The 26,637-nt window shown below is 59.5% G+C and carries 22 protein-coding genes and 1 pseudogene; 21 read left to right on the forward strand and 2 right to left on the reverse strand.

The genetic code is table 11. From position 1 onward, the window contains the following. The first annotated feature begins 1 nt into the window (after window position 1). From ASC92_RS27820 to ASC92_RS01475, 15 genes and pseudogenes are all read left to right on the forward strand, one after another. Complete coding sequence (locus ASC92_RS27820; protein ID WP_157608956.1) at window positions 2-1,399, forward strand: lipopolysaccharide biosynthesis protein; 1,398 nt, start codon at window positions 2-4, stop codon at window positions 1,397-1,399. 167 nt (window positions 1,400-1,566) lie between these two features. After that, window positions 1,567-2,895 carry a hypothetical protein gene (locus ASC92_RS28460; protein ID WP_157608957.1) on the forward strand — a complete coding sequence of 443 codons (1,329 nt, stop codon included), beginning with the start codon at window positions 1,567-1,569 and terminating at the stop codon, window positions 2,893-2,895. Between the two features lie 97 nt (window positions 2,896-2,992). Next, on the forward strand, window positions 2,993-4,096 hold the full coding sequence (gene wecB, locus ASC92_RS27825; RefSeq protein ID WP_082519444.1) for a non-hydrolyzing UDP-N-acetylglucosamine 2-epimerase: 1,104 nt from the start codon (window positions 2,993-2,995) through the stop codon (window positions 4,094-4,096). A gap of 2 nt (window positions 4,097-4,098) precedes the next feature. Continuing rightward, the gene (locus ASC92_RS28465; RefSeq protein WP_157608958.1) at window positions 4,099-5,190 is read left to right on the forward strand and encodes a hypothetical protein; all 1,092 of its coding nucleotides are present in this window, start codon (window positions 4,099-4,101) and stop codon (window positions 5,188-5,190) included. 1 nt (window position 5,191) lies between these two features. Continuing rightward, complete coding sequence (locus ASC92_RS01430; RefSeq protein ID WP_056509591.1) at window positions 5,192-6,235, forward strand: polysaccharide biosynthesis protein; 1,044 nt, start codon at window positions 5,192-5,194, stop codon at window positions 6,233-6,235. Between the two features lie 4 nt (window positions 6,236-6,239). Continuing rightward, window positions 6,240-7,367: a UDP-2-acetamido-2,6-beta-L-arabino-hexul-4-ose reductase gene (gene wbjC / locus ASC92_RS01435; protein ID WP_056509594.1), complete on the forward strand. Its 1,128-nt coding sequence runs from the start codon at window positions 6,240-6,242 to the stop codon at window positions 7,365-7,367. 26 nt (window positions 7,368-7,393) lie between these two features. Continuing rightward, entirely contained in the window at window positions 7,394-8,530 is a 1,137-nt protein-coding gene (gene wecB / locus ASC92_RS01440; protein ID WP_056509597.1) for a non-hydrolyzing UDP-N-acetylglucosamine 2-epimerase, read from the forward strand. A 3-nt stretch (window positions 8,531-8,533) separates the two neighbouring features. Continuing rightward, window positions 8,534-9,613: pseudogene (locus ASC92_RS29175) on the forward strand (glycosyltransferase family 4 protein); the annotation flags it as partial. A 156-nt stretch (window positions 9,614-9,769) separates the two neighbouring features. After that, window positions 9,770-10,375, forward strand: a complete 606-nt coding sequence (locus tag ASC92_RS29180; RefSeq protein ID WP_235505686.1) for a sugar transferase — start codon at window positions 9,770-9,772, stop codon at window positions 10,373-10,375. Further along, window positions 10,372-11,031 carry an acetyltransferase gene (locus ASC92_RS01450; protein ID WP_056509603.1) on the forward strand — a complete coding sequence of 220 codons (660 nt, stop codon included), beginning with the start codon at window positions 10,372-10,374 and terminating at the stop codon, window positions 11,029-11,031. Before ASC92_RS29180 ends, ASC92_RS01450 begins: the two co-directional genes overlap by 4 nt. Before the next feature lie 6 nt (window positions 11,032-11,037). After that, on the forward strand, window positions 11,038-12,225 hold the full coding sequence (locus ASC92_RS01455; protein ID WP_056509606.1) for a DegT/DnrJ/EryC1/StrS family aminotransferase: 1,188 nt from the start codon (window positions 11,038-11,040) through the stop codon (window positions 12,223-12,225). Next, the gene (locus tag ASC92_RS01460) at window positions 12,222-12,602 is read left to right on the forward strand and encodes a VanZ family protein (RefSeq protein WP_321164573.1); all 381 of its coding nucleotides are present in this window, start codon (window positions 12,222-12,224) and stop codon (window positions 12,600-12,602) included. Before ASC92_RS01455 ends, ASC92_RS01460 begins: the two co-directional genes overlap by 4 nt. A 102-nt stretch (window positions 12,603-12,704) precedes the next feature. Then, a complete protein-coding gene (locus tag ASC92_RS01465) occupies window positions 12,705-13,139 on the forward strand; it encodes a low molecular weight protein-tyrosine-phosphatase (RefSeq protein WP_056509610.1) in 435 nt (144 codons plus the stop codon). Next, window positions 13,136-15,394: a polysaccharide biosynthesis tyrosine autokinase gene (locus tag ASC92_RS01470; protein WP_056509612.1), complete on the forward strand. Its 2,259-nt coding sequence runs from the start codon at window positions 13,136-13,138 to the stop codon at window positions 15,392-15,394. Before ASC92_RS01465 ends, ASC92_RS01470 begins: the two co-directional genes overlap by 4 nt. A 197-nt stretch (window positions 15,395-15,591) precedes the next feature. Beyond that, window positions 15,592-17,586, forward strand: a complete 1,995-nt coding sequence (locus tag ASC92_RS01475; protein ID WP_056509614.1) for a polysaccharide biosynthesis protein — start codon at window positions 15,592-15,594, stop codon at window positions 17,584-17,586. A 67-nt stretch (window positions 17,587-17,653) separates the two neighbouring features. Here the strand turns inward: ASC92_RS01475 and ASC92_RS01480 are convergent, their stop codons facing one another. Beyond that, window positions 17,654-20,677: a YjbH domain-containing protein gene (locus tag ASC92_RS01480; RefSeq protein WP_056511749.1), complete on the reverse strand. Its 3,024-nt coding sequence runs from the start codon at window positions 20,675-20,677 to the stop codon at window positions 17,654-17,656. Next, window positions 20,674-21,300: a YjbF family lipoprotein gene (locus ASC92_RS01485; RefSeq protein ID WP_056509617.1), complete on the reverse strand. Its 627-nt coding sequence runs from the start codon at window positions 21,298-21,300 to the stop codon at window positions 20,674-20,676. Before ASC92_RS01485 ends, ASC92_RS01480 begins: the two co-directional genes overlap by 4 nt. Window positions 21,301-21,344: 44 nt before the next feature. Between ASC92_RS01485 and ASC92_RS28865 the strand changes: the two genes are divergently transcribed. The 6 genes from ASC92_RS28865 to ASC92_RS01510 all read left to right on the forward strand — a co-directional run bounded on the left by ASC92_RS28865 (window position 21,345) and on the right by ASC92_RS01510 (window position 26,628). Further along, window positions 21,345-22,061: a hypothetical protein gene (locus tag ASC92_RS28865; protein WP_162245693.1), complete on the forward strand. Its 717-nt coding sequence runs from the start codon at window positions 21,345-21,347 to the stop codon at window positions 22,059-22,061. A gap of 126 nt (window positions 22,062-22,187) precedes the next feature. After that, window positions 22,188-22,841 carry a response regulator transcription factor gene (locus ASC92_RS01490; RefSeq protein WP_235505641.1) on the forward strand — a complete coding sequence of 218 codons (654 nt, stop codon included), beginning with the start codon at window positions 22,188-22,190 and terminating at the stop codon, window positions 22,839-22,841. Between the two features lie 199 nt (window positions 22,842-23,040). Beyond that, a complete protein-coding gene (gene petA, locus ASC92_RS01495) occupies window positions 23,041-23,658 on the forward strand; it encodes a ubiquinol-cytochrome c reductase iron-sulfur subunit (protein ID WP_056509624.1) in 618 nt (205 codons plus the stop codon). Between the two features lie 14 nt (window positions 23,659-23,672). Next, on the forward strand, window positions 23,673-25,109 hold the full coding sequence (locus ASC92_RS01500) for a cytochrome b (protein ID WP_056509626.1): 1,437 nt from the start codon (window positions 23,673-23,675) through the stop codon (window positions 25,107-25,109). A gap of 35 nt (window positions 25,110-25,144) precedes the next feature. Further along, a complete protein-coding gene (locus tag ASC92_RS01505; RefSeq protein WP_056509630.1) occupies window positions 25,145-25,921 on the forward strand; it encodes a cytochrome c1 in 777 nt (258 codons plus the stop codon). Between the two features lie 95 nt (window positions 25,922-26,016). Next, a complete protein-coding gene (locus tag ASC92_RS01510) occupies window positions 26,017-26,628 on the forward strand; it encodes a glutathione S-transferase N-terminal domain-containing protein (RefSeq protein WP_007835362.1) in 612 nt (203 codons plus the stop codon). Window positions 26,629-26,637: the final 9 nt, after the last annotated feature.

Consider the following 26,637-nt stretch of genomic DNA (forward strand, 5'->3'; position numbering starts at 1 on the left):
GATGCCTATTCCGAACGTCGTGCGGCTACTGCGCGCCAAATTCCAGTCTCTCAACCGAGCGGGATTTGTGCGCTCGGTTGGCGTGCTGGTCGGCGGCACCGCGTTTGCGCAGGCGATCACTATCTTGGTGCTACCCCTTCTCACCCGACTCTATACGCCCCTTGACTTCAGCTTGCTTGCGGTCTTTGCCTCGATCCTGTCAATTATTTCCGTCGCTGCGTGTCTGCGGTTGGAGATTGCGATCCCGTTGCCCGAGAGCGATGAGGACGCCGCGAACCTACTGGCCGTCGCGCTATGTTTCTGTTCCGCTGCTGCAACAGTGACAGCTTTGGTTGTGTGGTGGGTTCCTACTCAAATTGCGGCTTTGATAGGCCAACCAGCATTGAGTCCGTACGTATGGCTTTTGCCTTTAGGCGTCTGGCTTGCCAGCGGCTACGCGGCGGTTCAGTACTGGTCTACACGAAAGAAGCGCTTTGGCGCAATTGCCAAAACGCGGATGACTCAGGCTATTGGTGGGGCGGGGACTCAGGTCGGTTTGGGTTTGGCCCAACTGACTCCGTTCGGACTTCTTCTCGGACAAATAATCAGCAGCGGTGCAGGATTAGTCGGGTTAGGGTGCAACGCACTGCGCGAGGATCGATTTTCCATCCGAAAGATCAGTTGGGCGGGGATGTGTCAAATGTTACGCCGCTACGATCGTTTTCCCAAGTACTCCACGTTTGAAGCCTTCGCCAATAGCGCCAGTGCTCAATTGCCCGTGATCATTATTGCGGCATCAAGCGTCGGGCCGGAAGCCGGTTACTTGATGCTTGCCATGCGTGCTATGGCTGTACCTATGGGGTTGATTGGTAGCGCTGTGTCGCAGGTCTATTTGTCGCGCGCGCCAGAAGAACTGAGAGCTGGACGTCTTGCCAACTTTACGACGCAAATCATTGGAGGGTTGGGCAGGAGCGGCATCGGGCCCTTGGTATTTGCGGGTATTGTTTCACCGGTCGCATTTCCTTTGATTTTTGGAAGCGAATGGCTACGTGCGGGTGAATTGGTCGCTTGGATGACACCCTGGTTCGTTTTGCAATTTTTAGCCTCGCCTGTATCGATGACGTTGCATGTGACCGGCAACCAGCGTACCGCATTGAATCTGCAGTTATTGGGTCTTGCATTACGGGTCGGGGCCGTGGGTATCGCCGGCTGGTGGGTGCCGGCACACGTTGTTGAAATATACGCCATTTCAGGATTCCTGTTTTATGCCCTCTACCTGAATGTTGTGGCGTTGCTCTCAGGAATAAAGGGCCGCGATTTGTACACCGCCTTGCGAGAAAGCTTTTGGATCATATTAGTGTGGGGAGCCGCAGGGGCAGCAGTGGTAAGTGTGCCGACAGCGGTGAAATTATGGGCGTAAACATAGTCAAAACTGCGACATCCAAGAATTCGAATGTGGCTCCCTGTAACCCCATCTTGATGCCGGAATGCAAACAACCAAGGCTGACAAGGGCTAGACCATCCATGCGCCAGTGCCCCAGGCAAATCAACCGTTGCTTTGATAATTGCTAAAAATCACCTAAAACAATGTTCGAATTTTTGGTTCTTGGTTGGTGCGCCTTATTCGTTCCCTTAAATTTATTTTTACTTAAGGGCACATTCCTGGAGGCGTCTTGGAAAAGAAAAGGGTTTGGCGGGCTGGTTTTTGGGAAGGAAGTGTTTCTTCTGATTGTTCCCGGAATTATTTTGTATAGCTTTGGTGTATATAAGAATTTCGTATATTTTTACGTGACCGATGAATCTGTTCAGGAGGCCACAATTTATGCTCTGTACGCACTGCTTCTGTTTTCAATAACCTTCGCAGCCATATGCAAGTTCTTTTATCGACACAAATCCTTGCTTACTAAAAATGCACCTGTTTTGGTGGATAAAGACCTTCTATTAATCGATGGAATATATCGCGTTACAATTTTTTGCATAATTGTTGTTCTTGTGTTGTTTTTTGCGGCCGGAATGCGGCACGCGCTCCTCTCCAATATCGTGTCCGGTAGTGATTTGATGGAGGTTCGCCTGCAGAACAGATACGCCACGAGTATTCCAACTGTGGTCATGAGTTTTTTTAGATTCCTATTTATATTTAATGGAATTCTCTTTGGCCTCTCATACGATCGGATGGGTAGATATAGAAAAGCATTTGGGCTTTGTTTAATTTTATTTGCAGTTACATTTTTTGGTGATAAAGCCCCAATATTTTCTGTGCTAGTCCTTGCGATTCTTGCCAATCTGTCGGTCGCAAATAAATTTTCACTTGCTAGGGTCGCCAAATACTCTCTGCTGATGGGGGCTGTGTCGCTGGCGGCGCTTTTTGCGATTTCATATATTCAGTTTGGTGGAATTAACTTATCCGATTTCATCCAATTTTTATTATTTAGAGCAGGGCTGGGGCAAATTGGGGGGCTATACGAGGAATTTGCAATCCGCTTGCATGATGCGAATTACATCTGGCACTCCATTCCATTCGCAAATCTGTTGATCGATTATCCGATCTACAACAAAGATCTGATGATGGTGCTTTGGGGGGCAAATACAACGGCAGATGAGACGGGGGTGGTGAACTCATTTTTCGTAGGAGAGGCTTTCGCTATCGGCGGGTATGTTCTCGCGTTGATATCTCCGGCTATCGTTGCCTTGAATTACTGCTTGGCAATTGTGTTGCTAACCGGATTTTTTCGCCATTTTTTTGGCTATTCGCTCGGCGCGGCTCGCATAATTCTTCAGCTATTGATTCCGTCAACTTTTATTATGACGGGGGATATTGCTGGGATTTTATTTGGGAAGCTTTTGATAATGACGCTGCTGTTTCTGGTGGCACTATGGCTGTTGTACAGTTTGCTATATCGTCGACGTATTTTTTAATTCGATGGCAGGCGTAACCCACGTAGATCTATCGTTGCACTGACAAACTGAATTGAGTGCTATCTCGTACTTTTGTTTTTACTTATAAGCTGTACACATGAAAATTCTCACAGTTATCGGTGCGCGCCCTCAATTCATTAAAGCTGCAGTAGTTTCCCGCGCGTTCAGGGAGCATCGTCCCGATGTGCAGGAACTTCTTGTCCATACTGGCCAACACTATGACGCCAATATGTCAGATGTATTTTTTGATGAACTCAAAATTCCTCGGCCAGCTCACAATTTGGGCATAGGTGGTGGTACTCATGGTCAAAACACCGGCCGTATGCTTGAGAAGCTCGAAGAATTGATGTTGCTCGAAAAACCCGATTGGGTTTTGGTATATGGCGATACCGATAGTACTTTGGCCGGTGCGCTGGCCGCCAGCAAACTGCATATCAAGGTAGCGCACGTCGAGGCCGGCTTGCGTTCTTTCAATCGCCGTATGCCAGAAGAGATCAATCGCATCCTAGCTGACCATGTCTCCACTTTACTTTTCGCCCCCACTCGCCTAGCCGTTAAGAATTTGCGCGACGAGGGTGTGCCGAGCGAAAAAATTCATCCTGTGGGCGACGTAATGTGCGACGCCGCGGTGTTTTACAAGCAGCACGCGCGTAAACCAATTTGGTTTGACTCTCTTTGCCTAGATATCGACAAATTTGTGCTGTGTACAGTGCATCGCGCAGAAAACACAGACGATCCTGATCGCATGCGGGGAATTTTTCAGGGGCTAGAAAAGTCGGGAATTCCCGTCGTATTGCCGCTTCATCCCCGTACTCGGGCCAAATTAAAGCAGATGAACTTGGTATTGCCAAGCAATGTGCATGGGGTCGATCCAGTAGGTTATTTGGAGATGATTTGGCTGGAAGCGAATTGCAGGCTTGTTGCAACAGATTCCGGCGGCGTGCAGAAAGAGGCTTACTTCAATAAAAAATATTGTGTAACTCTTCGGGAGGAAACGGAGTGGATCGAATTGGTAGAAGCTGGTCTTAATGACGTCGTAGGCTCTAATCCAGAAAAAATAGCAGAAGCGTTGCAGTCCGGCCGGAAATTTCTCTCGGAGAGTTATTTATACGGCAGCGGTCAAGCCGCGGAGCAAATCATCGCCAGGCTCGTGAAGACTGTTGAAGTTAAAACTGTTGCAGATCGAATCTCGCAGGATTGAAGATGGATGATTACATATTTTTTAGTAAAAGCAATTGGCATGAAGCGCCGCGACTTCGTCATCAAGTAGCTGAATTAATACGTAATTTTGGCGGCCAGATACGTTTTTGTCAAAAACCTTCTTTTATCTGGCAGCGCGGCGTTCGTGAGGAAATCGCAAGGATCGATGGCGATCTGAAAATTGCGCGAACGCGCCAGCTGATCCATCATCAATTGAGGATATGGCCCGTATTGAGATGGCTGAACGCATTGGTGGAAAAAAGAAGCATCCGGGCTTTGTTTGGTAAAAATGTGTCCGCGGATTCGGTTATTGTAAATTTCAATTACGATTACTACTTTCTGCGGGATGTTTTTCCAAATAATAAAATAGTAACTATTATCAATGACGATTTTGTAGCTCAGGCGAAGCTTTTTTCTGGAAGCCATGCTAAGAAGAGCTTAGGAATGACGTGTGCGGGTAGTGATTTGGTATTGACCGTGTCTTATCCGTTGATGAAACAGGTTTCCGAGTGGTGCTCTCCGGAGTTGTTCTTTCCTTGGGCTGATGTCGAGTACAGAGAGCCCGTGCCTAGCGGCGAAAGAAATGCTGTGTTGTTATGGGCCCATATTGATGCCCGCGTGGACTTCGATCTTTTGATTCAATCCACATCCTCGCGTTCTGATGTGATTTTTTATCTTGTAGGGCCGCAAGCGTCGAACATACGAGATCAAATTTCTAAAATTGAATCGGCAGCGAATGTGGTAATTGTTTCTTCGGCAAAGCTGGATGAATTGCCGTTAGAAAGGTTTTTTGCGGCGATTATTCCATACAAGAAAAATGTTGCTGATATCGAGGCAGTCACTATGTCGAATAAATCGCTTCAATTAATGTCGCGTGGCCTACCCATCATTGCGCACGGCATGCCGGCCTTCTATGAGCATCCCGCTATTCTTAAGGCAGATGACGCAAGCGAATTTGCAGCGGGCTTGGACTATTTCCGGGAAAATTTTTCCAATTTGCAAGATTCAATTAAGAATTTGGTATCCGAAAATCAGCCAAAGAATAGATTTGATTTTTTGAAGAATCTTATTTCTAGAATTGAAGCGAGAAATTGAGATGTTCAAAAATGGAATTTTATTGATCACCGGCGGTACTGGTTCCTTCGGCAATGCCGTTTTGAAGGGATTTCTAGATACCGACATCGCCGAGATCCGGATTTTCAGCCGCGATGAGAAAAAGCAGGATGACATGCGCAAGCGCTACAACCATCCCAAGCTCAAGTTCTATATTGGTGATGTACGCGATTCGCGAAGCGTGAGTGCGGCGATGCGTGGCGTGGATTACGTTTTTCATGCGGCGGCACTTAAGCAGGTGCCTTCCTGCGAATTCCACCCAATGCAGGCAGTCCGCACCAATGTGCTCGGGACCGAGAACGTGTTGGAGGCAGCAATTGCCGCAGGCGTGAAACGAGTCGTGTGCCTCAGCACCGACAAAGCCGTCTACCCAATCAACGCCATGGGCATCAGCAAAGCCATGATGGAGAAGGTGATGGTCGCCGCCAGCCGCAATCTGGAAAGCACGAACACCGTCATTTGCGGCACTCGCTACGGCAACGTCATGGGCTCGCGCGGTTCGGTCATCCCGCTGTTCGTGGAGCAGGTGCTGGCAGGCAAGCCCATCACCGTGACCGACCCGTCTATGACTCGCTTCATGATGACGCTGGAGGATGCCGTCGAACTGGTGCTGCACGCCTTCGAGCACGGCAATAACGGCGACATTTTTGTGCAGAAGGCCCCGGCAGCGACCGTGCAGGTGCTGACCCGAGCGATTCTGGAGGTGATGCACAAACCCGACCACGAAGTGCGCGAGATCGGGACGCGCCATGGCGAAAAGCTCTACGAAGCGCTGCTGAGCCGCGAGGAAATGGCCTGTGCCGAAGACCAGGGCGACTACTACCGCGTGCCGCCCGACGGACGCGACCTGAATTACGCCAAGTATGTGGAGCAGGGCGAGCAGCGCATTACCCGAAGCACGCATGGCGAAGACTACAACTCGCACAACACCACCCGGCTCGATGTGGAAGGCATGAAGAAGCTGCTGCTCAAGCTCGACTTCATGCAGCGCATCGCACGCGGCGAGGTCGCCGAGGCGCAGGAATAAGACCATGAAAGTGTTGATTACCGGCGCCCGCGGGTTCGTGGGCAAGAACCTCCAGTTGCACCTGGCTGAGCGCAAGGACGTGCAGGTGGCCTGCTTCACTCGCGACGACGGCGTAGACCAACTGCCCGCGCTGCTGCAGGGGGTGGACTTCGTGTTCCATCTCGCGGGGGTCAATCGCCCGCAAGACCCGCAGGAATTTGCCACCGGCAACGCGGAACTCACGCAGAGCCTGAGCCGTGCTGTCTGCGCAGTGGCCGAAGCCACGGGCAAGAAGGTGCCGGTCGTCTACACCTCGTCCACCCAGGCGGGGTTCGACAATCCCTACGGCCGCAGCAAGCGCGAGGCCGAGGAGACGCTGCAGGCAGCTGCTCGCAGCCACGGCATTCCGATGCATCTCCTCCGACTGCCCAACGTCTTCGGAAAATGGTGCCGGCCCAACTACAACTCGGCCGTGGCCACGTTCTGCCACAACATCTCGCGCGGACTCCCCATCCAGGTCAACGACCCGGCAGCGGCCGTCACGCTGGTGTATGTGGACGACGTCATCGAACGCTTCGTTCAGCTGATGGATGGCGCAGATGCTGCGCCTGACGCCGAGGGGTTTGCCACCGTGGCGCCGCAGTACACCACCACGGTGGGCGAACTGGCCCGGCAGATCCAGTCGTTCAAGGACAGCCGCAGCACCCTCATGACGGACCGCGTGGGCACGGGGCTGGTGCGGGCGCTTTATTCGACTTATGTGAGCTACCTGCCGCCCGAGTCGTTCGCCTACCCGGTGCCTCAGTACGGGGATGCGCGCGGCGTGTTCGTCGAGATGCTGAAGACGCCGGATGCCGGCCAGTTCTCGTTCTTCACCGCGCACGCCGGCATCACGCGAGGCGGCCACTACCACCACAGCAAGACCGAGAAGTTCCTGGTCATCAAGGGGCAGGCGCGTTTCAAGTTCCGGCACATGCAAACCGGCGAAGTCCATGAGTTGGTCACGGCTGGCGACAAGTCTGAAATCGTCGAGACCGTGCCCGGCTGGACGCATGACATCACCAACATCGGCACCGAGGAAATGGTCGTCATGCTCTGGGCCAACGAGGTGTTCGACCGCGCGCGGCCAGACACCTTCGCTTGCCCGCTGTAGACCGCCACGACTTCAGATCTTTTCTCATGAAAAAACTCAAAGTCATGACCGTGGTCGGCACCCGGCCTGAAATCATTCGCCTGTCGCGCGTGCTGGCCCGGCTGGACGAGCATTGCGACCATGTGCTGGTGCATACCGGCCAGAACTACGACTACGAACTCAACCAGGTCTTCTTCGACGACCTGGGCGTGCGCAAGCCCGATCACTTCCTGAACAGCGCGGCCAATGCAACCAGCGCGGCGCACACCATCGGCAATCTCATCATCGCGGTGGACCAGGTGCTGGGCGAGGTGCAGCCCGAGGCCATGCTCGTGCTGGGCGACACCAACAGCTGCCTCTCGGTGATCCCGGCCAAGCGTCGCAAGATCCCGATCTTTCACATGGAAGCGGGCAACCGTTGCTTCGACCAGCGTGTGCCCGAAGAAACCAACCGCCGCATCGTGGACCACACGGCGGATGTCAACCTCACCTACAGCACCATCGCGCGCGACTACCTCCTGCGCGAAGGGCTGCCGCCCGACCTGGTCATCAAGACTGGCAGCCCGATGTTCGAGGTGCTGACGCACTATCGCCCGCGCATCGAGTCGTCCGACGTGCTGCAGCGTTTGGGCTTGCAGGCTGAGCAATATTTCGTGGTCAGCGCCCACCGCGAAGAGAACATCGAGTCTGCGCAGTCCTTCACCAAGCTGGTGGCCGTGTTGAATGCGGTTGCCGAAGACCACGGCTTGCCGGTCATCGTCTCCACGCACCCGCGCACGCAAAAGCGCATCGACGCAACCGGTGCGCGCTTTCATCCGCAGGTGCGCCTGCTGAAGCCGCTGGGCTTTCACGATTACGTGAAGCTGCAACTCTCGGCGCGGGCCACGCTGTCTGACAGCGGCACGATCAACGAAGAGTCATCGATCCTCAACTTCCCGGCGCTCAACTTGCGCGAGGCGCACGAGCGGCCCGAAGGGATGGAAGAGGCCGCCGTGATGATGGTGGGCCTCGAAGTGGAGCGTGTGCGCCAAGGCCTGGCCATTTTGGACACCCAGCCCCGAGGCGAGGCACGCGGCCTGCGCCAGGTGGCCGACTACAGCATGCCCAATGTTTCGGATAAGGTGCTTCGCATCGTCCACAGCTACACAGACTACGTGAATCGCGTGGTCTGGAAAAAGTACTGACGCATGGCAACTCGTGTGTTGTTGCTGACGCAGTGGTTCGACCCGGAGCCGACGTTCAAGGGCATCGTGTTCGCTCGTGAACTCGTGCGCCAGGGCTTCGAGGTCGAAGTGCTGACGGGTTTCCCCAACTACCCGGGTGGCAAGGTGTATCCGGGCTACCGCATCAAGCTGCTGCAGCGCGAAGTGATCGACGGTGTGCAGGTAACGCGCGTGCCGCTCTATCCCAACCACGACCAGTCGGCGATCAAGCGGGTGTTGAACTACGCCAGCTTCGCTGCCTCATCGCTGTTCTATGGCTTGTTCATGGCGCGGCGGCCCGATGTGATCTATGCCTACCATCCTCCGCTCACGGTGGGCATCACGGCCAGCTTGCTGCGGCTGCTGCGCCGTGTTCCGGTGGTCTACGACATACAGGACATGTGGCCCGATACCTTGCGTGCCACCGGCATGGTCAACAATGCCCGGGCTTTGGGCGCGGTGGCTGCCGTGTGCCAATGGGTGTATCGCCGCGTGGATCACATCGCCGTTCTTTCGCCGGGTTTCAAGCGTCTGCTGCTGGAGCGTGGCGTGCCCGATACCAAGGTCGAAGTGATCTACAACTGGGCCGATGAAGTTGCGTTGGCTTCGCCGCAGGGCCATCCGCCGGCCAGCTTCCCGGGCCCGGAAAAATTCCGCATCCTCTTTGCGGGAAACATGGGCAAGGCCCAGGCACTCGATGCGGTGCTCGACGCGGCTGCTCTTCTGCAGGCGCGCAACGCACGGGTGTGCTTCGTGCTGCTGGGCGGCGGTGTCGAGGTGTCCCGGCTCAAGCAGCGGGCGACCGACCTGCAGTTGCACAACGTGACCTTTCTGTCGCCGGTGCCGATGTCGGAGGTGGGTGCGTTGCTCAACGCCGCCGAGGCTCTGTTGGTCCACCTGCGCAAGGATCCGCTGTTCGAGATCACCATTCCCTCCAAGACACAGGCTTACATGGCCGTTGGCAAGCCGCTGTTGATGGCGGTCGATGGTGATGCGGCCGGGTTGGTTGCACAGTCAGGCGGCGGCGTGGTCGTTGAATCCGAAAACGCCAATGCACTGGCCGACGCCGCTGAGGCACTCGCAGCCATGCCGCCTGACGCCTTGGCGGCCATGGGGCATCAGGCGCAGCGCTACTACCGGGAACAACTGGCCCTGAAGGTCGGGGTCGCCAGATTCGGTGCCATCTTCACGCGCTTGGCCAACCACCGTTCCGAAATCGTAATGAAGCGCCTTTTTGACATCGCGCTCGCCAGTCTGGCGTTGCTGCTCCTGGGGCTGCCGCTGTTGTTCCTGACATGGCAAGTGCGCCGCAAGCTGGGCAGTCCCGCGTTCTTTCGCCAGACGCGACCGGGCTTGCACGGGCGACCATTCAACATGGTCAAGTTCCGCACGATGACGGATGCGCGGGGCGTCGATGGTCAGTTGTTGCCCGATGCAGATCGGTTGACGCCATTCGGCCGTTTCCTGCGCGCCAGCAGCCTCGACGAGTTGCCCGAACTCTGGAACGTGCTCAAGGGCGACATGAGCCTGGTGGGTCCACGTCCGCTGCTGATGGACTACCTGCCTCTGTACTCCGCCGAGCAATCGCGGCGCCATGAAGTGCGCCCCGGTATCACGGGCTGGGCTCAGGTCAACGGGCGCAACGCGTTGAGCTGGGACGAGAAGTTCAAGCTCGACGTGTGGTACGTCGACCACTGGTCGCTCTGGCTCGACATCAAGATCTTGTGGCTCACCGTGCGCAAGGTGCTGGTGCGTGATGGCATCAGTGCGGCGGGCGAAGCCACGATGCCGCGATTCGTAGGCTCGCGAACTGGAGACAAACAATGACCCTTCCTCTCTTTGCCGTTTACGGTGCCAGTGGTTATGGCCGCGAAGTGATGCCTCTGGCGCGTGAGCAATTGCGGCGTCAGGGCATACCGGCCGAGCAATTGGTGTTCGTTGACGATGAGCCCGAAGCACAGATCGTGAATGGCCAGCGTGTGCTGCGCTATGCGGAATTCATGCAGGTCGAAGCCAGTGCACGGCATGCGGTGCTTGCCATCGCCAACAGCACAGTACGAGAAAAATTGGCTGCACGCTGCGCTGATGACAAGGTGTTGCCATGGACCGTGGTCGCTGCCAACGTGGTGATGTTGGACGATGCGGTGCTCGGGGAAGGTGCTGTATTGAGTCCCTTCGCCATGCTCACGTCCAATATCCGGATTGGGCGGCACTTTCACGCGAACATCTATAGCTACGTGGCTCACGATTGCGTGGTCGGCGACTTCGTTACCTTTGCGCCCGGCGTCAAATGCAATGGCAATGTGCTTATTGAAGACCATGCATACATCGGCACCGGGGCCGTCATCAAGCAGGGCAAGCCGGGCCAGCCCCTCGTCATCGGTCGTGGCGCCGTCGTCGGCATGGGCGCGGTAGTCACTCGCGACGTGCCGGCCGGCGCCACCGTGGTTGGCAATCCCGCCAAACCATTCATCAAAGGTTGATCTGCCGTGTTGAATACCTCGTTCTCTCCCTGGCCCAGCTTCACAGCCGAAGAAGCCGACGCCGTGCAGCGCGTTCTTTTGTCCAACAAGGTCAACTACTGGACCGGGCAGGAGTGCCGCACATTCGAAAGCGAATTCGCAGCATGGGCTGACACCGCGCACGCGCTTGCACTGGCCAATGGCACGTTGGCACTGGACGTGATCCTCAAGGGCATGAACATCGGCCCCGGTGACGAGGTGATCGTCACGCCACGCACCTTTATCGCCAGCGTGTCGTGCGTTGTGAATGCGGGGGCCACGCCGGTGTTTGCGGATGTCGATGCGCAAAGCGGCAACCTGTCGGCGGAAACCATCGCTCAAGCGATCTCGCCGCGCACCAAGGCCGTCATCTGCGTGCACCTGGCTGGTTGGCCCTGCGACATGGACCCGATCATGGCGCTCGCCGCCACGCACGGCTTCAAGGTAATCGAAGACTGCGCGCAGGCGCACGGTGCACGCTACAAAGGCAGGTCGGTCGGCTCCATCGGCCATGCAAGCGCCTGGTCTTTTTGCCAAGACAAGATCATGACCACGGGCGGCGAAGGCGGCATGGTCACGACAGACGACGAAGCGCTGTGGCGTGCCATGTGGCAGTACAAGGACCACGGCAAGAGTTACGAGGCCGTGTACGAGCGCAAGCACGCGCCGGGCTTTCGATGGCTGCACGAAAGTTTCGGCACCAATTGGCGCATGCTCGAAATGCAGGCCGTCATTGGCCGCGTTCAATTGAAGCGCATGGCCGAATGGACCGCTGCGCGCGCCCAGCACGCGCAAGCGTTGTGGGCGACGGCGCGCCCTCATTCAGCGGTGCGCGTGCCGGAGTTTGCGCATCACGTCGCGGCCGGCAGTGTGCATGCGCACTACAAATGCTATGTGTACGTTCAGCCGGAGCGGTTGACCCAAGGCTGGAGCCGCGACCGCATTGCCGATGCCATTCAGGCGCATGGCGTGCCTTGCTATCAGGGTTCGTGCTCGGAGGTGTATCTGGAGCGCGCATTCGACGGCACCGGCTGGCGGCCGACCGAACCGCTGCCCGTTGCACGTGCACTGGGCGAAACAAGCCTGATGTTTCTCGTTCATCCCACATTGACTCCTGTCGAGGTGGACAAGAGCTGCACGGTCATTGCGCAGGTGCTGGCCGAGGCGTCGGCTTGAAGCTGCAGTTTTGCCTCGCGCAAAGGGTTGCCCTCTGGCGTGGGCTGCTGCTTGTCGCAATGCTTGTGTTGCTGGTGCTCAGCCTGATGCCGCCATCGCCGCAAATGCCCAGCACGGGGTGGGACAAGAGCAACCACGCCCTGGCGTTTGCGGTGTTGGCCTTTCTTGGGAATCGGGCATGGCCAAAGCAGCCCGTCCCGGTACTTCTGGGTCTTCTGGCCTACGGGGGGCTCATCGAGGCGTTGCAGTCCTTCACGCCTGACCGGTTTGCCGAGTGGGAGGACTTGTTGGCAGACGCGGTTGGGCTCTTGCTGGGCGAGGCGCTGGCCCGGTTGGTATGGCGGCATCGCGCATCGGAGCGTGGGGCGGATTTGTGACAGCCAAGAACTAAAATGTTATTGGAAGGGGAGTTTTCTAATTGTGATTAATAGTCTTGTGCGGCCTCCGGGTGTCGCTGACCTGATGGGGCGCTCAGCGTCATGAAGTCCGTCCTGGTCGTATGTATCGGCAACATCTGCCGCAGCCCGATGGGCGAGGCCTTGATCGCCGCCGCCTTGCCGCAGCTCGAGGTCGCTTCGGCCGGCGTTGGTGCGCTGGTGGGGCAGCCGGCTGATCCCCTGGCGCGTCAACTCATGGCCGAGCGCGGGCTCGACATCGAGTCTCACCGCGCGCGCCAACTGACCAATCTGATGTGCCAGCAGGCTGATCTCATCCTTGTCATGGATGAAGAGCAGCGTCTGCTAATCAACCAGCGTCACCCCCTCACGCGCGGCAAATTGTTCCGTCTGGGTGAGGTTGCGCGCGTCGACATCCCCGACCCCTACCGCTTGGGTCGACCAGCCTTCGAGCAAGCCCTACAACTCATCGATGCCGGCGCCAGTGCGTGGGCCGAACGCATAAGAAAACTCTCATGACATCCCTTGCTTCCCCATCTGCCTCGCCGGTTGCCATTGCCGGGCCTCTGCGCGACGACGATGACGATGTAATTCATCTGTCCGAATACCTGGACATCCTGATCGACCGCAAGTGGCTGGTGACCGGCATTACGTTCGTCGCTGTCGCGCTGGGTGTCGCGTACGCGTTGCTGGCAACGCCCATCTATCAGTCCAACCTGCTGGTCCAGGTCGAAGACTCCGCGCCCGATGCAAAGAGTTTTCTCGGCGATACAGGAAGCCTGTTCGATGTGAAGACGCCAGCCATTGGCGAAATCCAGATCATCCGGTCGCGAATGATCATGGGCGGCGCGGTCGAGGCAACGCGCTTGTACATCGATGCGCAGCCCCGCTATACGCCGGTGATCGGCGAGTGGCTCGCCCGCCGTGCCAAGGGGCTGTCAGAGCCTGGTTTTCTGGGGATGAGCGGCTACGTCTCGGGCACGGAGGCGATCGACATCGCCAAGTTCGATGTTCCGCCCGAGTTTGAAGACCAGAAGCCTTTCACCATCACCGCACAGGCCGACGGCCAGTACACGCTTGCTCACCCTGACTTGGCCGAGCCGTTGACCGGCACGGTCGGCAAGCCGCTGAGTCAGCAGGTGCACGGCGGCACGATCGTGCTCATCGTCTCGCAGCTTGATGGGAAGCCCGGCGCGCAGTTCGTCGTCTCTCGCGCGTCTGTGCTTGCCACCACCGAGGACCTGCAAAAGCGAATCCAGCTCAGTGAACAGGGCAAGCAGTCGAACGTGATCAGTGCGACCCTGGAAGACAGCGATCGCGATCGCTTGCGGCGCATCCTCAACGAAATCGGCGCGCAGTACGTACATCAAAACGTCGAACGCAAGGCAGCCGAGGCAGAGAAGACGCTCGAATTCCTCGACGGGCAATTGCCCGAGTTCAAGAAGCAGCTCGAAAGCTCTGAGGATGCATACGCAAACTTCCGGAACAAGAACGGAACCGTTGCCTTCGATGAGGAAGCCAAGGCGGTCTTGAGCCAGGCGGTGCAGTTGGAGACCAAGAAGCTCGAGGCCGAGCAACTGCGACGCGATCTGCTCTCTCGCTTTACTGAAACGAACCCCAAGGTGCGCGTGATCGACGGGCAAATCGCTGCCTTCCGCCACGAACTCGATGGCATCGACCGCCGCGTGAGCGCCATGCCGGTTCAGCAGCGAGACGCGTTGCGGCTGGAGCGAGACGTGCGCGTGAACGGCGAACTCTACAAATCGCTGCTCAACAGCTCGCTGCAGTTGCGCCTCGTCAAGGAAGGCAAGGTTGGTAACGTGCGCTTGCTCGACAAGGCCACCGAGCCCAAGAGGCCTGTGAAGCCACAGAAGCCATTGGTCGTAGCTCTGTCGTTGGTGCTGGGTTTGTTGACTGGCATCTCACTGGCCATCGTGCGCAGCAAAATGGCCAGCGGCATTCGGAATCCTCAAGAGATTGAAGATCGTCTTGGATTGAACGTTTATTCGGTCGTCCCTCTTGCCGTCGAACAGGAGAAACTTCTCCAGCGCATTGCAGGCGGTGCAGGCGGCGTTCAGTTGCTGGCCGTCACCGAGCCGGGAAGTGTGGCCATAGAGAGCTTGCGCAACCTGCGCATCTCCCTGCAGCTGACCTTGATGGAATCCGGGAACAACCGGGTGCTCATCACTGGTGCGACGCCGGGCGTGGGCAAGAGCTTTGTTTCGGGCAACTTCGCCGTGATCATGGCGCAGGCCGGCAAACGCGTGCTGCTGATCGATGCCGACTTGCGCAAGGGGCACATCCAGAAAGCCTTCGGCCTTCCGCGGCAGGGCGGCTTGGCCGACGTGCTGGTGGGGGACATGAGCACCGAGCAGGCGATCCATACCCAGGTTGTACCTAACCTCGATGTTCTTACGACCGGTAACTACCCGGTTAACCCGGCCAACATGATGTTGTCGTCAAGGCTGGGCGACTTGCTGAATGCCATGTCTGCCCAGTACGACCTGGTGGTCATCGACAGTCCGCCGGTGTTGGTTGCGGCGGATGCCGCGGCAGTGGCCGCACATACGGGTGCCATCCTGCTGGTTGCTCGCGATGGTCTGACGCAACTCGGTGAACTCAATGAAAGCGTCAAGCGCCTGGCCCACGCAGGGCAGCGAGTTAACGGCGTGGTCTTCAACGGCATGGACCTCTCGCGCAGGCACTACGGAAGCTACGGCTACAAGTACGGCGGCTACCGCTACACCGAGTACAAATACAAGGAAGCGACCTGAGTTTGTTGCTTGTACTGAGCAAGGCTTCGGTTTGAAGAAAGGGCAATCTTCTTCAGTACCGCGTCACTTGCCTAGACACAAACAATACACAATCTCACAGCTGACCGTGGCGGAATACCCAGAACTGGGGGTGTGCCCTGGTATTTCTTCACAGAAAATGAAGAAATGAAACAGCGCTTCCGAGGGGTGGAACTCAAGTGATCAATCGTTTGGCTGCCCCGCTGCTTGCGCTGCCACGCCCTGCCAAACGCTTGCTGGCGTTGGCCGTGGACGCGGCTTTGTGCCTGCTGTGCGTTTGGATCGCATTCAGTTTTCGGTATGAGCAATGGGTAACCCTGCGCGGCGTGCAATGGGCGGCGCCGGTGATGGCCGTGGTCCTGGCGTTGCCGCTCTTTGTGGTCTTCGGCTTGTACCGGGCCATCTTTCGCTATGCCGGCAGCGCTGCCTTGATGGCAATCGTGCGGGCCTGCACAGCGTTCGGCATCGGCTATGCACTCATGTTCTCCGTGATCGGCGTAAAGGGCGTGCCGCGCACGGTGGGCATTCTGGCGCCGCTGCTGATCTTCCTCGCGATTGCGGGTTGCCGCATGTTCGCGCGCTATTGGCTGGGCGGTCTGTACATGAGCGCACTCCATCGCAAGGCCCTGCCGCAAGTGGTGATCTACGGCGCGGGCGGTGCCGGTCTGCAGCTGGCCGCGGCATTGGCGCAGAGCCGCGAAATGATGCTTTGCGCGTTTGTGGACGATGCAGCCCACCTTCAAGGCAACACGATCAACGGCGTGCGAATTCAATCGGTCGAATGGTTGGAGCAGAACGCCGGCAAGCAGGGCATTACCGATGTGCTGTTGGCCATGCCTTCGGCCAGCCATGTGCGCCGCGTTGAAATCCTGAATCGGCTCTTGCCGCTGCGTCTGCATGTGCGCACCTTGCCGGCCCTGGCCGATCTGGCCAACGGCAGGGTGCAATTCAACGACCTGCTCGAGGTCGATATCGAAGATCTGCTGGGGCGCGATCCGGTGGCACCGGTTGCCGACCTGCTGCACAAGCACATTCGCAGCCAGGTGGTCTTGGTTACTGGGGCGGGTGGCTCCATCGGCAGCGAACTTTGCCGACAGATCGTGCAACTCTCGCCATCAGTGCTGCTGCTGGTCGACTTGAGCGAATACGCGCTCTATGCCATTCACCAGGAACTCGAGGAGCTTGCGCCTGAAGTCCGCGTCATCCCGCTCCTGGCCTCGGTGTGCGACGCCCGCCGGCTGCGCGAGATCATGCATGCGTGGCGCCCCGACACGGTCTATCACGCGGCCGCCTACAAGCACGTGCCCCTCGTCGAACACAACCCGATCGAAGGCGTGCGCAACAACGCGATCGGCACGCTCACTGCGGCGCGAGTGGCAATGGAGTGCAAGGTTCGGCGCTTCGTGCTGGTCAGCACGGACAAGGCCGTTCGGCCGACCAACATCATGGGGGCCAGCAAGCGGTTGGCCGAATTGGCGTTGCAAGGGCTGGCGCAGCAGAGTACCGAAACCTGTTTCTCGATGGTCCGCTTCGGCAATGTGCTCGGTTCCAGTGGTTCGGTGGTGCCGTTGTTTCGGCGCCAGATTGAAGCCGGTGGGCCAATCACGCTCACGCATGCCGACATCACGCGCTATTTCATGACGATTCCCGAGGCCGCCCAGCTGGTGATCCAGGCAGGCGCCATGGCCTGGGGTGGCGACGTGTTCGTGCTCGACATGGGCAACCCGGTGCGCATCATCGATCTGGCGCGTCGGCTGGTGGAACTTTCGGGGCGCACCGTGCGCGACGAGGCAACGCCCGAAGGCGACATCGAGCTGCACATCACCGGCTTGCGCCCTGGCGAGAAGCTGTACGAAGAGCTGCTGATCGGCAACAACGCCATGCCCACGGTGCATCCGCGCGTGATGAAGGCGCACGAAAATTGCCCGCCGTGGGAAGAGCTATGGCGCCAGTTCGATGTGCTGAATGCAACGCTTGAAAGCAGCGATGTTCCAGCCTTGAAGGCTGTGCTGAAGCAGATGCTGCCTGGCTACCAGCCGCACCTGGAAGTGGTCGACTGGGTGCATCTGGAGCGGCATCGGGTGCGGCCTTTGGGCCAGCCAGTTGGCGTCGGGCATCATCATCGCGCCGACGATGGTGGCAAGCCCGCATCGCCGATCGCTATAGCCGCCTGACTTTCTTATCTCTCTGCTCGCCAGGTGCGAGATTCGGTAGCCGGGCTTTTCTCGCAAGCCACGGTTGTTATCGAGCCGGCCCGAAATCCAAAATGTTGTCGCCCGCCTTGGGCTTGTTGTCGTCCGGCGGCGAAAAGCTGAACGCCCTCGGATCCCGCGAGGTCGTCATTTCGTAGAGCGGGTTGATTCGTCCCAGCTTTGCGCCACCATCTCGCACCAGAGGGGCCCAGGTGAAGTTCGCGGAGAACTTGCTGGACCGCGGCAGCAGCGCGTCGAACGGCAGCGAAATGTAGATGCCCTTGTCGAAGCTGCCTTCGCCGAACCGCGCCGCCGACACATTGGTCTTGGTGGCATAGGCCCCGATCGTCACGCCGTTGTCGAAGCGGCGGCTGATGTCGATGGACACGCCGCGATCGCCGGCCAGGTACTGGCCCGCGCTGATTCTGGCTTGCACGCCGTTCCAGCCGGTGTCCCAGTACAGGGTGGCATGGCCGGTGTTGACCTTGTAGTCGCGCAGGCCAAAATCCTGCGCAAAGTCGCGCTGCCGTACATGGTTGATGTCGACGCCCAGGGCAAACTTGCTGCGCCACGGCCGGTACAGCCATTCGGCACCGACGCCCGCAAACATGGGTTCTAGCGCACCGCCATACACGCTGTAGTACTGGTCTTCGTTCAGGCGGCCCACGTGGGTCAGCTGAAGCACCGGCATGGTCAAGCGCTTCGACGTGACGTACTCGCGCTGGAAGGTTCGCACGCGCGGCAGGTTGCTGGGCGCGGTGTAGGTGAACTTGTCGAAGTTGTCCACCACGCGCCAGTTCAGCGCGGCATTCACCCAGGTGCTCTGCGTAAAGCGGTATTCGGCCGTTGCCTGAACACCGAGCTGGTAGAGCACGAAAGCATCGGGCCCACCCAGGATCTGCGAGAAGCTGGGGGTCAGCCCGAAGAAGAATTTCTGGGGGCGATGTTCCCAGGGGGCCATTGCTGCGTCAGCAGGCTGCGGGGTGCCGGTTGTTGTCGTGGCTGCGGCAGTGTTTTTCGACGGAAGCTCGATGAGCAGCCGGTCTTCGCTGTTGTCCTGCGGCGGTGCGTATTCGCGTTGGCTGACGGCCCGTTTCTCGGCGGGCGTTTGTGCCTGGTAGTGCGCCGTTACCCATTCGGCCCTGTCGACGACCTGTGCGTGCATGGCCAGGCCGCGTTCGTTGTAGTGCAGGATGAACGTCTTTGCCGATGCCGGTGCATCGCGATGCAGCACGGCAATGATCTGCTGCACGCGCGCTTCGCGATAGACGGTGTTGCTCTCGGTAATCCACACGTGCAGGCCGCTGCCTTGCGGCGCGATGCGCTGGACCGTCCACTCGGTACGTGCCTCGATTTCGGCAGCCGTGGATGCCCAGCCGGGCGGATTCGCGGGTGCTTCCGGTGTAAAGCGTGGCTGGGGCGGATCGGCGACCTTGGTGGATCGCATCGATGCAACGTTGGTCGACAAGGTGATGCCCACCATCACTTTATTGCCGCGCTCGAAGCCGGCGCTGAAGGCCACGTTCGGCGAGTGGCGGTATTCGAGGCCGATGTTGAAGGGCGAGCGTTGCCGCTGGTTGTTGTTCTGCGGCTCGTGCTGGTAGTCGTTGCCTTCGTACTCGAGCTTGACGGTCAGCGGCTCCCAGGGCGTGCGCCACGACACGCCGCCGAACAGGGCCGCAGGGCCGCGGAAGTAGGAGCCGAGGTTTGCCACGCCACCTGTTGACGATGAACTACCAGGGCGCGTTCTGAATCGGCTGCTCAGCGCGATCAGCGGGTTGCGGATGTTGCCGCTGCTGCCCATGTATCCCCAGCCGATGCCAAGGCTGAAATCGAGGTCGCCGTGGCGCTTGTTGGCAACCAGGTATTCGGAAGAAAACAGGCCCGTACCACCAAGGTCTCGAAAGCCCAGCGCGAGTTCCGGCACATAGGCGGATTCGCTCAGGAGCCGCACCTTGAGGTCGATGCTCTTGTCCTTGTTGCTTTGGCCGGTTGTGCTGGCGCCGTAGGCGCGATTGCTGATGGACGTGTAGCGGAAGCCGGCCTCCAGCCAGTCCAGGGGCTGGAACATCACGTTGAGCCGCGAATACGGGTACACGTTGCTCAGGGAAGTCCGGAAGTCGCCGGCCTGGCCCATTCGGGCCGTGGGCGTCTGCAGCAACCCGGTTTCGCCCCAGTCGTTGCCGCTGGCGCGGTAGGGCTGGTACTGCGGAACGGGCTCCGGGCGCACGGATACCGTGGTTGAGGGTGCTGTCGCAGCTTGCGGATCCGTTCGCGCGGGCGATGCCGCAGCGAGGCTGTTTGTGCCTTGCGGTGCAGGTCCCTGCGTTGCAAGGAACTTGATGATTCCCTCGGAAGCGGCCACCAGGTCGGTCATGTCGCGCGGCGCGGCCCAGATCCACGCGCCCGGCGCCGGCTCATCGGAGGGTTGGCTGTTCCATGGCGCAACGCCCACGCGAGCGGTGCGGCCGTCGGGCTGGGCAACCCATGCCCAGTCGTAGGAGCCCACGGGTTCGCAGGCCGTGACGTAGTCCCATGCGGAACGGCCGGCTTCGTGTGCCACATGGCACAGCTCGCCGTTCGGGCGCACGACGGCAACGCTCTTCAGGTCGGCCGGCGGCGCGACGAGTTGCTGGCCGGCGCTCAGGACCGGGTCTTCTTCCGGATGGGCCTGCAGCCATCGCGGGTCGACCACGCCGAGTGCCACCCGGCCGGTGACTGGCATTTGCTGCAGCCAGGTGATCAGCTTCAGGCGTTCGACCTGATCGGCCCGAGCCGCGAGCCGGTTCGCTGCTTCGATGCGAACCAGCAAGGTGTTCTTGAGGAATTGCTGCGCGAGTCGTTCCTGCGGGACCCGCCATGCAAGGCCGGGCGCAGCGGCACCCTCGGGTTGGCGCAGCAGCCAGGTGCTCAGGCGTTCGCCGGGGCGCACGTCGGCGTCGCTTGCCGGCGCGTTGGTTGCGGTCTTGTCCCAAGGCTGTGCCAGCGCGCTGAAATTTGCCGCCAATGCGCAGGCGACCGCCACGTGACGGGGCCAGTGGTGTTTGCTGCGCGTGCGAATTGGGGCGCTCATGTCCCGGCGCTCGCCGGGGAGCCGGCTGCTGGCGCGGGAGGTGTCCACCGCTCGAAGCTCATGCAGAGGTCATTGGAAATGCATTGCTCCGAGTACACGACTTGAGGCGTACCCGAAAGAAGCGAAACGGCAAAGCGTGCGTTCGGCAGCGAAGAATTTGCGGGCAACGACACGCTGCGCTCTTCATACCATTGCAAGGAGCTGGCGGCAGTGCCCGAAAGGGCGCTGTCGGTGGGCGGTGCGATTGGAGCGCGAACGACTTCATCGCGAATGCCGAAACGATAGCCTGGCATGAGATCCCGCTCGCGCCTGTACCGTTGCTCTTGCGCAGCAGAAGTGCCCGAGTCGGCTTGCCATGAGGGAAGTGAAGAGAAGCGCACGGTGCGCCAGTCGATGCTGAGGCCGGTGGTCCCTGCCAGGTGGCCGTTCAGGAGCTTGATGACCTCGCCGGAGCTGCTGTACCAGACTTCCACGGGCCCTTCGGCGCGCCTGTCGACATAGCCGAGGACCATGAAGATGGTTCGGCCGTCAATGACGGTTTTCAGGTAGCGGTAGCTGGGATTGAAGTTGGGTTGCGCCGACTCGGGTGCACCTCGATAGAGGAGGCGAGCCGTATCCAACATGGCAGAAGATCCGGAGGAGCAACCGCCAACGCCCAAACAAAACGTTGCCCAAAGGCAACGTTTCAAGAATCGCGTGGCGGAACCAACGCGCGGACTTTTCAGCGAATGCCCTCCCAAGGGGAGGGCACGCAGCATTAACGCGTGCCGGTGGTACCAGTGGTGCCGGTGCCAGTGGTGCCGCCAGGGCCAACGCCGAAGCCGCCGCCAGAATTGCCACCGTTGCCGCTGCCAAGAGCGGCAGCGAGCGCCACGCCGGCGGCAACGCCACCGACCACTGTGGGGCTCACTCGTCCGACTGCGGCATTGGTGGCGCCACCAGCGCCAGCGCCGCCGGTCGCGCCCTGGATAATCTGTGCTCTATCGCTCGCACCGGGGATTTGAGCAAAGGCAGAAGAAGTTGCCAGAACAGCCAGAGCCACGGCCGCGGAGAGCTTGAAAATCGTCATGCTGATCCCTTGAAGTTCGATGTTTATCGCAATGAGGTTAACAGCATCGCAAATGTGCCGCAACAATTCCCCCGCCTTGTACAGAGGGAGACGGACGCAGTCGTGACTTTCGCCCAGGCGTGTTTCGCGGTGCTACGTAACGCCTTCGATGCGCCCGACGTAACGACGATGGCGCGGCAAGCCCGCCGCTGCTGTTTGCTGCTTGAAATTCACACCGGCAGCATCGCATTTCTCAATGAAATCAAGGCATTCGACGTGGCGGAGGTACTTGCAATTCAAAGTGTTCCGCTTAGGCATTGTTCCTGCAATGGCTGAAACGAAAGTGGGCATTTCTAGTTCGGAGTTGTCGTCATGAGTGTTGTTTGTCATCCGTTGCTTTCGCCCAGGAATTCCTGCGGCAGCACTTTTCGCAGTGCGTTGATCGTCGAGGAAGACATCGCCATGGCCGAGCGCATGCGCCGCATCCTCGGCGGCCTTGCACCGGGGCGGCGCGTGGTGGTCGCGTCCACTCGAGCCGAGGCCCGCAACCTGCTGGCATCGCTGCCCTATGACCTGATGCTGATCAACATGAATCTGCCGAGCCGCGACGGGGTGTCGTTGATTCAACATGCCTGCCAGGCCTATCCGTGGATCGAGAGCGTTGCCATGTCGGCGGCCGACGACCGCGAACTGGTGGATGCCGCCATTGCTGCGGGAGCCGTGGGCTACTTGCTGACCGAGGCGGACGACGCCGAACTGGCTTTTCAACTGCGTTCGATCGAGCGTGGTGGCGCACCGATGGACTCGCGCGTCGCGCGCCGTCTGCTGGGCACGATCGCGGCATCGGCCAGGCCGAAGGGCACTGTTCCAGTCGTGGCCAGTCCGCCCCCGCAGCCCCGGCCGCAGCCGCAGCCGCCGTCCGGGTTGTTGTCGCCGCGGGAACTCAACGTGCTGCGGCTGATCGCGCGAGGGTGGAGCAACCGGCAGATTGCCGAGTCGGTCTTCCTGTCGATCAACACGGTCGAGTTTCATGCCAAGAGCATCTACCGCAAGCTCTCGGTGAAGTCCCGGACCCAGGCGGTTCACGAGGCGACGCAGCACGGCCTTCTGAACTGAGGCCGGTGCGCCTGTGCCGCCTGCTTGCGGGTGGCGGGCGGTCCCCACCATGGCGCGCAACGCCTGGTCGCGCGCCTGTGCGCCGCTTCCTCGGGTTGGGACCCGTTGAAAATCCATCCGGCGCCCCGCTACAATCCTTGGTTGACCTTGCTACGGTTAAGGTTGGCCCTGCTCCAGCGAAGAAGACAAGAGGATCCCCATGAGTGACATGACCTCCGGCTCGCCCCGGATCGACACAAGCAAGCGGACGTGGTTGATCGCATCCAGCTGTGCCGGCGTAGCGGGCGGCGTGGCCACCGCCATTCCCTTTGTGAGCACTTTCCAGCCTTCCGAGAAGGCCAAGGCTGCGGGTGCCGCGGTCGAGGTCGATATCTCGGCACTCAAGGTCGGCGAGAAAATGACCGTCGAATGGCGGGGCAAGCCAGTCTGGATCCTCAAGCGCACCCCCGCGCAGGTCGCGGAACTCCCCAAGCTGGATGGCCAGCTGGCCGATCCCCTCTCCAAGCGCCACCCCGACGAGTTCACCCCCAAGTACGCGCAGAACGAGCACCGCTCGATCAAGCCCGAAGTGCTGGTCGTGGTCGGCATCTGCACCCACCTGGGCTGCTCGCCGAGCGACCGCTTCCAGGCCGGCCCGCAGCCCTCGCTGCCCGCCGACTGGGAAGGCGGCTTCCTCTGCCCCTGCCACGGTTCCACGTTCGACCTGGCCGGCCGGGTCTTCAAGAACAAGCCCGCGCCCGACAACCTGCCGGTGCCGCCGCACATGTACCTGTCGGACACCAAGCTCCTGATCGGTGAAGACTCCAAGAAGGCCTGAGGCGGAACAAGAACATGGCTGAATTCCACGAGATTTCCCCCAACGCACCCGCCGGCGAGAAGCTGCTGAACTGGGTCGACAACCGCTTCCCCCTCACCAAGCTCTGGAACGACCAGTGGGGCAAGTACTACGCGCCGAAGAACTTCAACTTCTGGTACATCTTCGGCTCGCTGGCGATGCTGGTGCTGGTGATCCAGATCGTCACCGGCATCTTCCTCGTGATGCACTACAAGCCCGACGCGAACCAGGCGTTCGCATCGGTCGAGTACATCATGCGCGACGTGCCGTGGGGCTGGCTCATCCGCTACATCCACTCGACGGGCGCCTCGGCGTTCTTCATCGTGGTGTACCTGCACATGTTCCGCGGCCTCATGTACGGCAGCTACCGCAAGCCGCGCGAGCTGATCTGGGTGTTCGGCTGCGCGATCTTCCTGTGCCTGATGGCCGAGGCCTTCATGGGCTACCTGCTGCCCTGGGGCCAGATGTCCTATTGGGGCGCCCAGGTGATCGTGAACCTGTTCGCCGCCATCCCCTTCGTCGGCCCTGACCTGGCCCTGCTGATCCGCGGCGACTACGTGGTGAGCGACGCCACGCTGAACCGCTTCTTCAGCTTCCACGTGATCGCCGTGCCGCTGGTGCTGCTCGGCCTGGTGGTGGCCCACCTGATCGCATTGCACGAAGTGGGTTCGAACAACCCCGACGGCATCGAGATCAAGGCCAACCGCGGCCCCGATGGCCATCCGCTGGACGGCATTCCGTCGCATCCGTACTACACGGTGCACGACATCTTCGGCGTGGTGGTGTTCCTCACGATCTTCTCGGCGGTGATCTTCTTCGCCCCTGAAGCTGGCGGGTACTTCCTCGAGTACAACAACTTCATTCCGGCCGATTCGCTGAAGACGCCGAACCACATCGCACCGGTGTGGTACTTCACGCCGTTCTATTCGATGTTGCGCGCGACCACCGACGACATGGTCAACGTGTTCGCGCTGATCATCGCTGCAGCCGCCATCTGGAACTTCGTCAAGGGCAAGTCGGGCATGGGCCTGAAGATCGCCGGCGTGGTCGTTGCGGCAGTCGTGATCTTCCTGCTCAAGAATTTCGACGCCAAGTTCTGGGGCGTGGTCATCATGGGCGGCTCGGTCATCATCCTGTTCTTCCTGCCGTGGCTCGACCACAGCGAAGTCAAGTCGATCCGCTACCGTCCGGGCTGGCACAAGTACGTGTACGGCCTGTTCGTCTTCTTCTTCCTGATCCTGGGCTACCTGGGCATCCAGCCGCCCGGCGTCTGGGGTGAGCTGGCCATCGGCTCGTTCAAGCTGGACATCGCGCAGACCATCTCGCAGATCGGCACGCTCGTGTACTTCGGCTTCTTCCTGCTGATGCCGTGGTGGAGCCGCAAGGGCGAGTTCAAGACCGTGCCCCAGCGCGTGGTCTTCGCCGCCCATTGAGAACCACAAGCGCCAAGAGAGCTGAGAGAAACACGATGAAGAAGAAAAGCATTTCCGGCTGGCTCGCGGTCCTGGGTCTTGCACTGGGCCTGACCTTCTCCGCGGCGGCATCGGCCGAGTCCGAGGGCATTGCGTGGGACAAGGCACCCAACAAGACGACCGACGTGGCCGCCTTGCAGAACGGCGCCAAGCTGTTCGTCAACTACTGCCTGAACTGCCACTCGGCTGCCTTCATGCGCTACAACCGCCTGCAGGACCTCGGCATCACCGAGCAGCAGATCAAGGACAACCTCCTGTTCTCGACCGACAAGGTCGGCGAGACCATGAAGGCCAACATCGACGCCCGCCAGGCCAAGGAATGGTTCGGCACCACGCCCCCTGACCTGACGCTGGTCGCCCGCTCGCGCGCCGGCCACGGCGGCACCGGCGCCGACTACCTCTATACGTACCTTCGCACCTACTACCGCGACGACACCAAGGCCACCGGCTGGAACAACCTCGTGTTCCCGAGCGTCGCCATGCCGAACCCCCTGTGGGAACTGCAGGGCGAGCGCCGCCCGGTCTACACCAAGATCGAACAGCACGGCCACGAGGCCGAGGTGTTCAAGGGCTGGGAGCAAGTCACTCCCGGCACCCTGACGCCCGTGCAGTACGACCATGCGGTCGGCGACCTGGTGAGTTACCTGCAATGGATGGCCGAACCGGCACAGAACACCCGCGTCCGCATCGGCGTGTGGGTGCTGCTGTTCCTGGCCATGTCGGTGGTTTTCGTGTGGCGACTGAACGCCTCGTACTGGAAAGACGTCAAGTAGTTCCGTCCACGCCGACCGGGCGCCTCGTGCATCCGGTCCCACAGAGTGGGTTGCCAACGCGACCCACTCTTTTTGATTTTTAGGAGTCTCTCGCCATGATGGTCTTGTATTCAGGAACGACCTGCCCCTTTTCCCACCGCTGCCGCTTCGTGTTGTTCGAAAAGGGCATGGACTTCGAGATCCGCGACGTCGATCTCTACAACAAGCCCGAAGACATCAGCGTGATGAACCCGTACGGCCAGGTGCCGATCCTGGTCGAGCGCGACCTGATCCTGTACGAGTCGAACATCATCAACGAGTACATCGACGAGCGCTTCCCGCATCCCCAGCTGATGCCCGGCGACCCGGTCGACCGCGCCCGCGTGCGCCTGTTCCTGCTCAACTTCGAGAAGGAACTCTTCGTGCACGTCTCGACGCTCGAGAACCGCACCACCAAGGGCAACGAGAAGGCGCTGGAAAAGGCCCGCTCGCACATCCGCGACCGCCTCACGCAGCTGGCCCCCGTGTTCCTCAAGAACAAGTACATGCTGGGCGACAACTTCTCGATGCTCGACGTGGCCATCGCTCCGCTGCTGTGGCGCCTGGACTACTACGGCATCGACCTCAGCAAGAACGCGGCACCGCTCTTGAAGTACGCCGAGCGCATCTTCTCGCGCCCGGCTTACATCGAAGCACTGACGCCTTCCGAAAAGGTCATGCGAAAGTAAGTAAGCTTC

This window comes from Variovorax sp. Root411, from assembly GCF_001425205.1.
Taxonomy (GTDB): Bacteria; Pseudomonadota; Gammaproteobacteria; order Burkholderiales; family Burkholderiaceae_C; genus Variovorax.

Coding starts and splice junctions, on each gene's coding strand:
- ASC92_RS01505 (WP_056509630.1), top strand. CDS start 25,145: ATGAAGAAGAAAAGCATTTCCGGCTGGCTCGCGGTCCTGGGTCTTGCA.
- ASC92_RS28465 (WP_157608958.1), top strand. CDS start 4,099: ATGGATGATTACATATTTTTTAGTAAAAGCAATTGGCATGAAGCGCCG.
- ASC92_RS29180 (WP_235505686.1), top strand. CDS start 9,770: ATGAAGCGCCTTTTTGACATCGCGCTCGCCAGTCTGGCGTTGCTGCTC.
- ASC92_RS28460 (WP_157608957.1), top strand. CDS start 1,567: ATGTTCGAATTTTTGGTTCTTGGTTGGTGCGCCTTATTCGTTCCCTTA.
- ASC92_RS01450 (WP_056509603.1), top strand. CDS start 10,372: ATGACCCTTCCTCTCTTTGCCGTTTACGGTGCCAGTGGTTATGGCCGC.
- wecB (WP_082519444.1), top strand. CDS start 2,993: ATGAAAATTCTCACAGTTATCGGTGCGCGCCCTCAATTCATTAAAGCT.
- ASC92_RS01465 (WP_056509610.1), top strand. CDS start 12,705: ATGAAGTCCGTCCTGGTCGTATGTATCGGCAACATCTGCCGCAGCCCG.
- ASC92_RS01430 (WP_056509591.1), top strand. CDS start 5,192: ATGTTCAAAAATGGAATTTTATTGATCACCGGCGGTACTGGTTCCTTC.
- ASC92_RS01485 (WP_056509617.1), bottom strand. CDS start 21,300: ATGTTGGATACGGCTCGCCTCCTCTATCGAGGTGCACCCGAGTCGGCG.
- ASC92_RS01500 (WP_056509626.1), top strand. CDS start 23,673: ATGGCTGAATTCCACGAGATTTCCCCCAACGCACCCGCCGGCGAGAAG.
- wbjC (WP_056509594.1), top strand. CDS start 6,240: ATGAAAGTGTTGATTACCGGCGCCCGCGGGTTCGTGGGCAAGAACCTC.
- ASC92_RS01470 (WP_056509612.1), top strand. CDS start 13,136: ATGACATCCCTTGCTTCCCCATCTGCCTCGCCGGTTGCCATTGCCGGG.
- ASC92_RS01510 (WP_007835362.1), top strand. CDS start 26,017: ATGATGGTCTTGTATTCAGGAACGACCTGCCCCTTTTCCCACCGCTGC.
- wecB (WP_056509597.1), top strand. CDS start 7,394: ATGAAAAAACTCAAAGTCATGACCGTGGTCGGCACCCGGCCTGAAATC.
- ASC92_RS01480 (WP_056511749.1), bottom strand. CDS start 20,677: ATGAGCGCCCCAATTCGCACGCGCAGCAAACACCACTGGCCCCGTCAC.
- petA (WP_056509624.1), top strand. CDS start 23,041: ATGAGTGACATGACCTCCGGCTCGCCCCGGATCGACACAAGCAAGCGG.
- ASC92_RS27820 (WP_157608956.1), top strand. CDS start 2: ATGCCTATTCCGAACGTCGTGCGGCTACTGCGCGCCAAATTCCAGTCT.
- ASC92_RS01490 (WP_235505641.1), top strand. CDS start 22,188: ATGGCCGAGCGCATGCGCCGCATCCTCGGCGGCCTTGCACCGGGGCGG.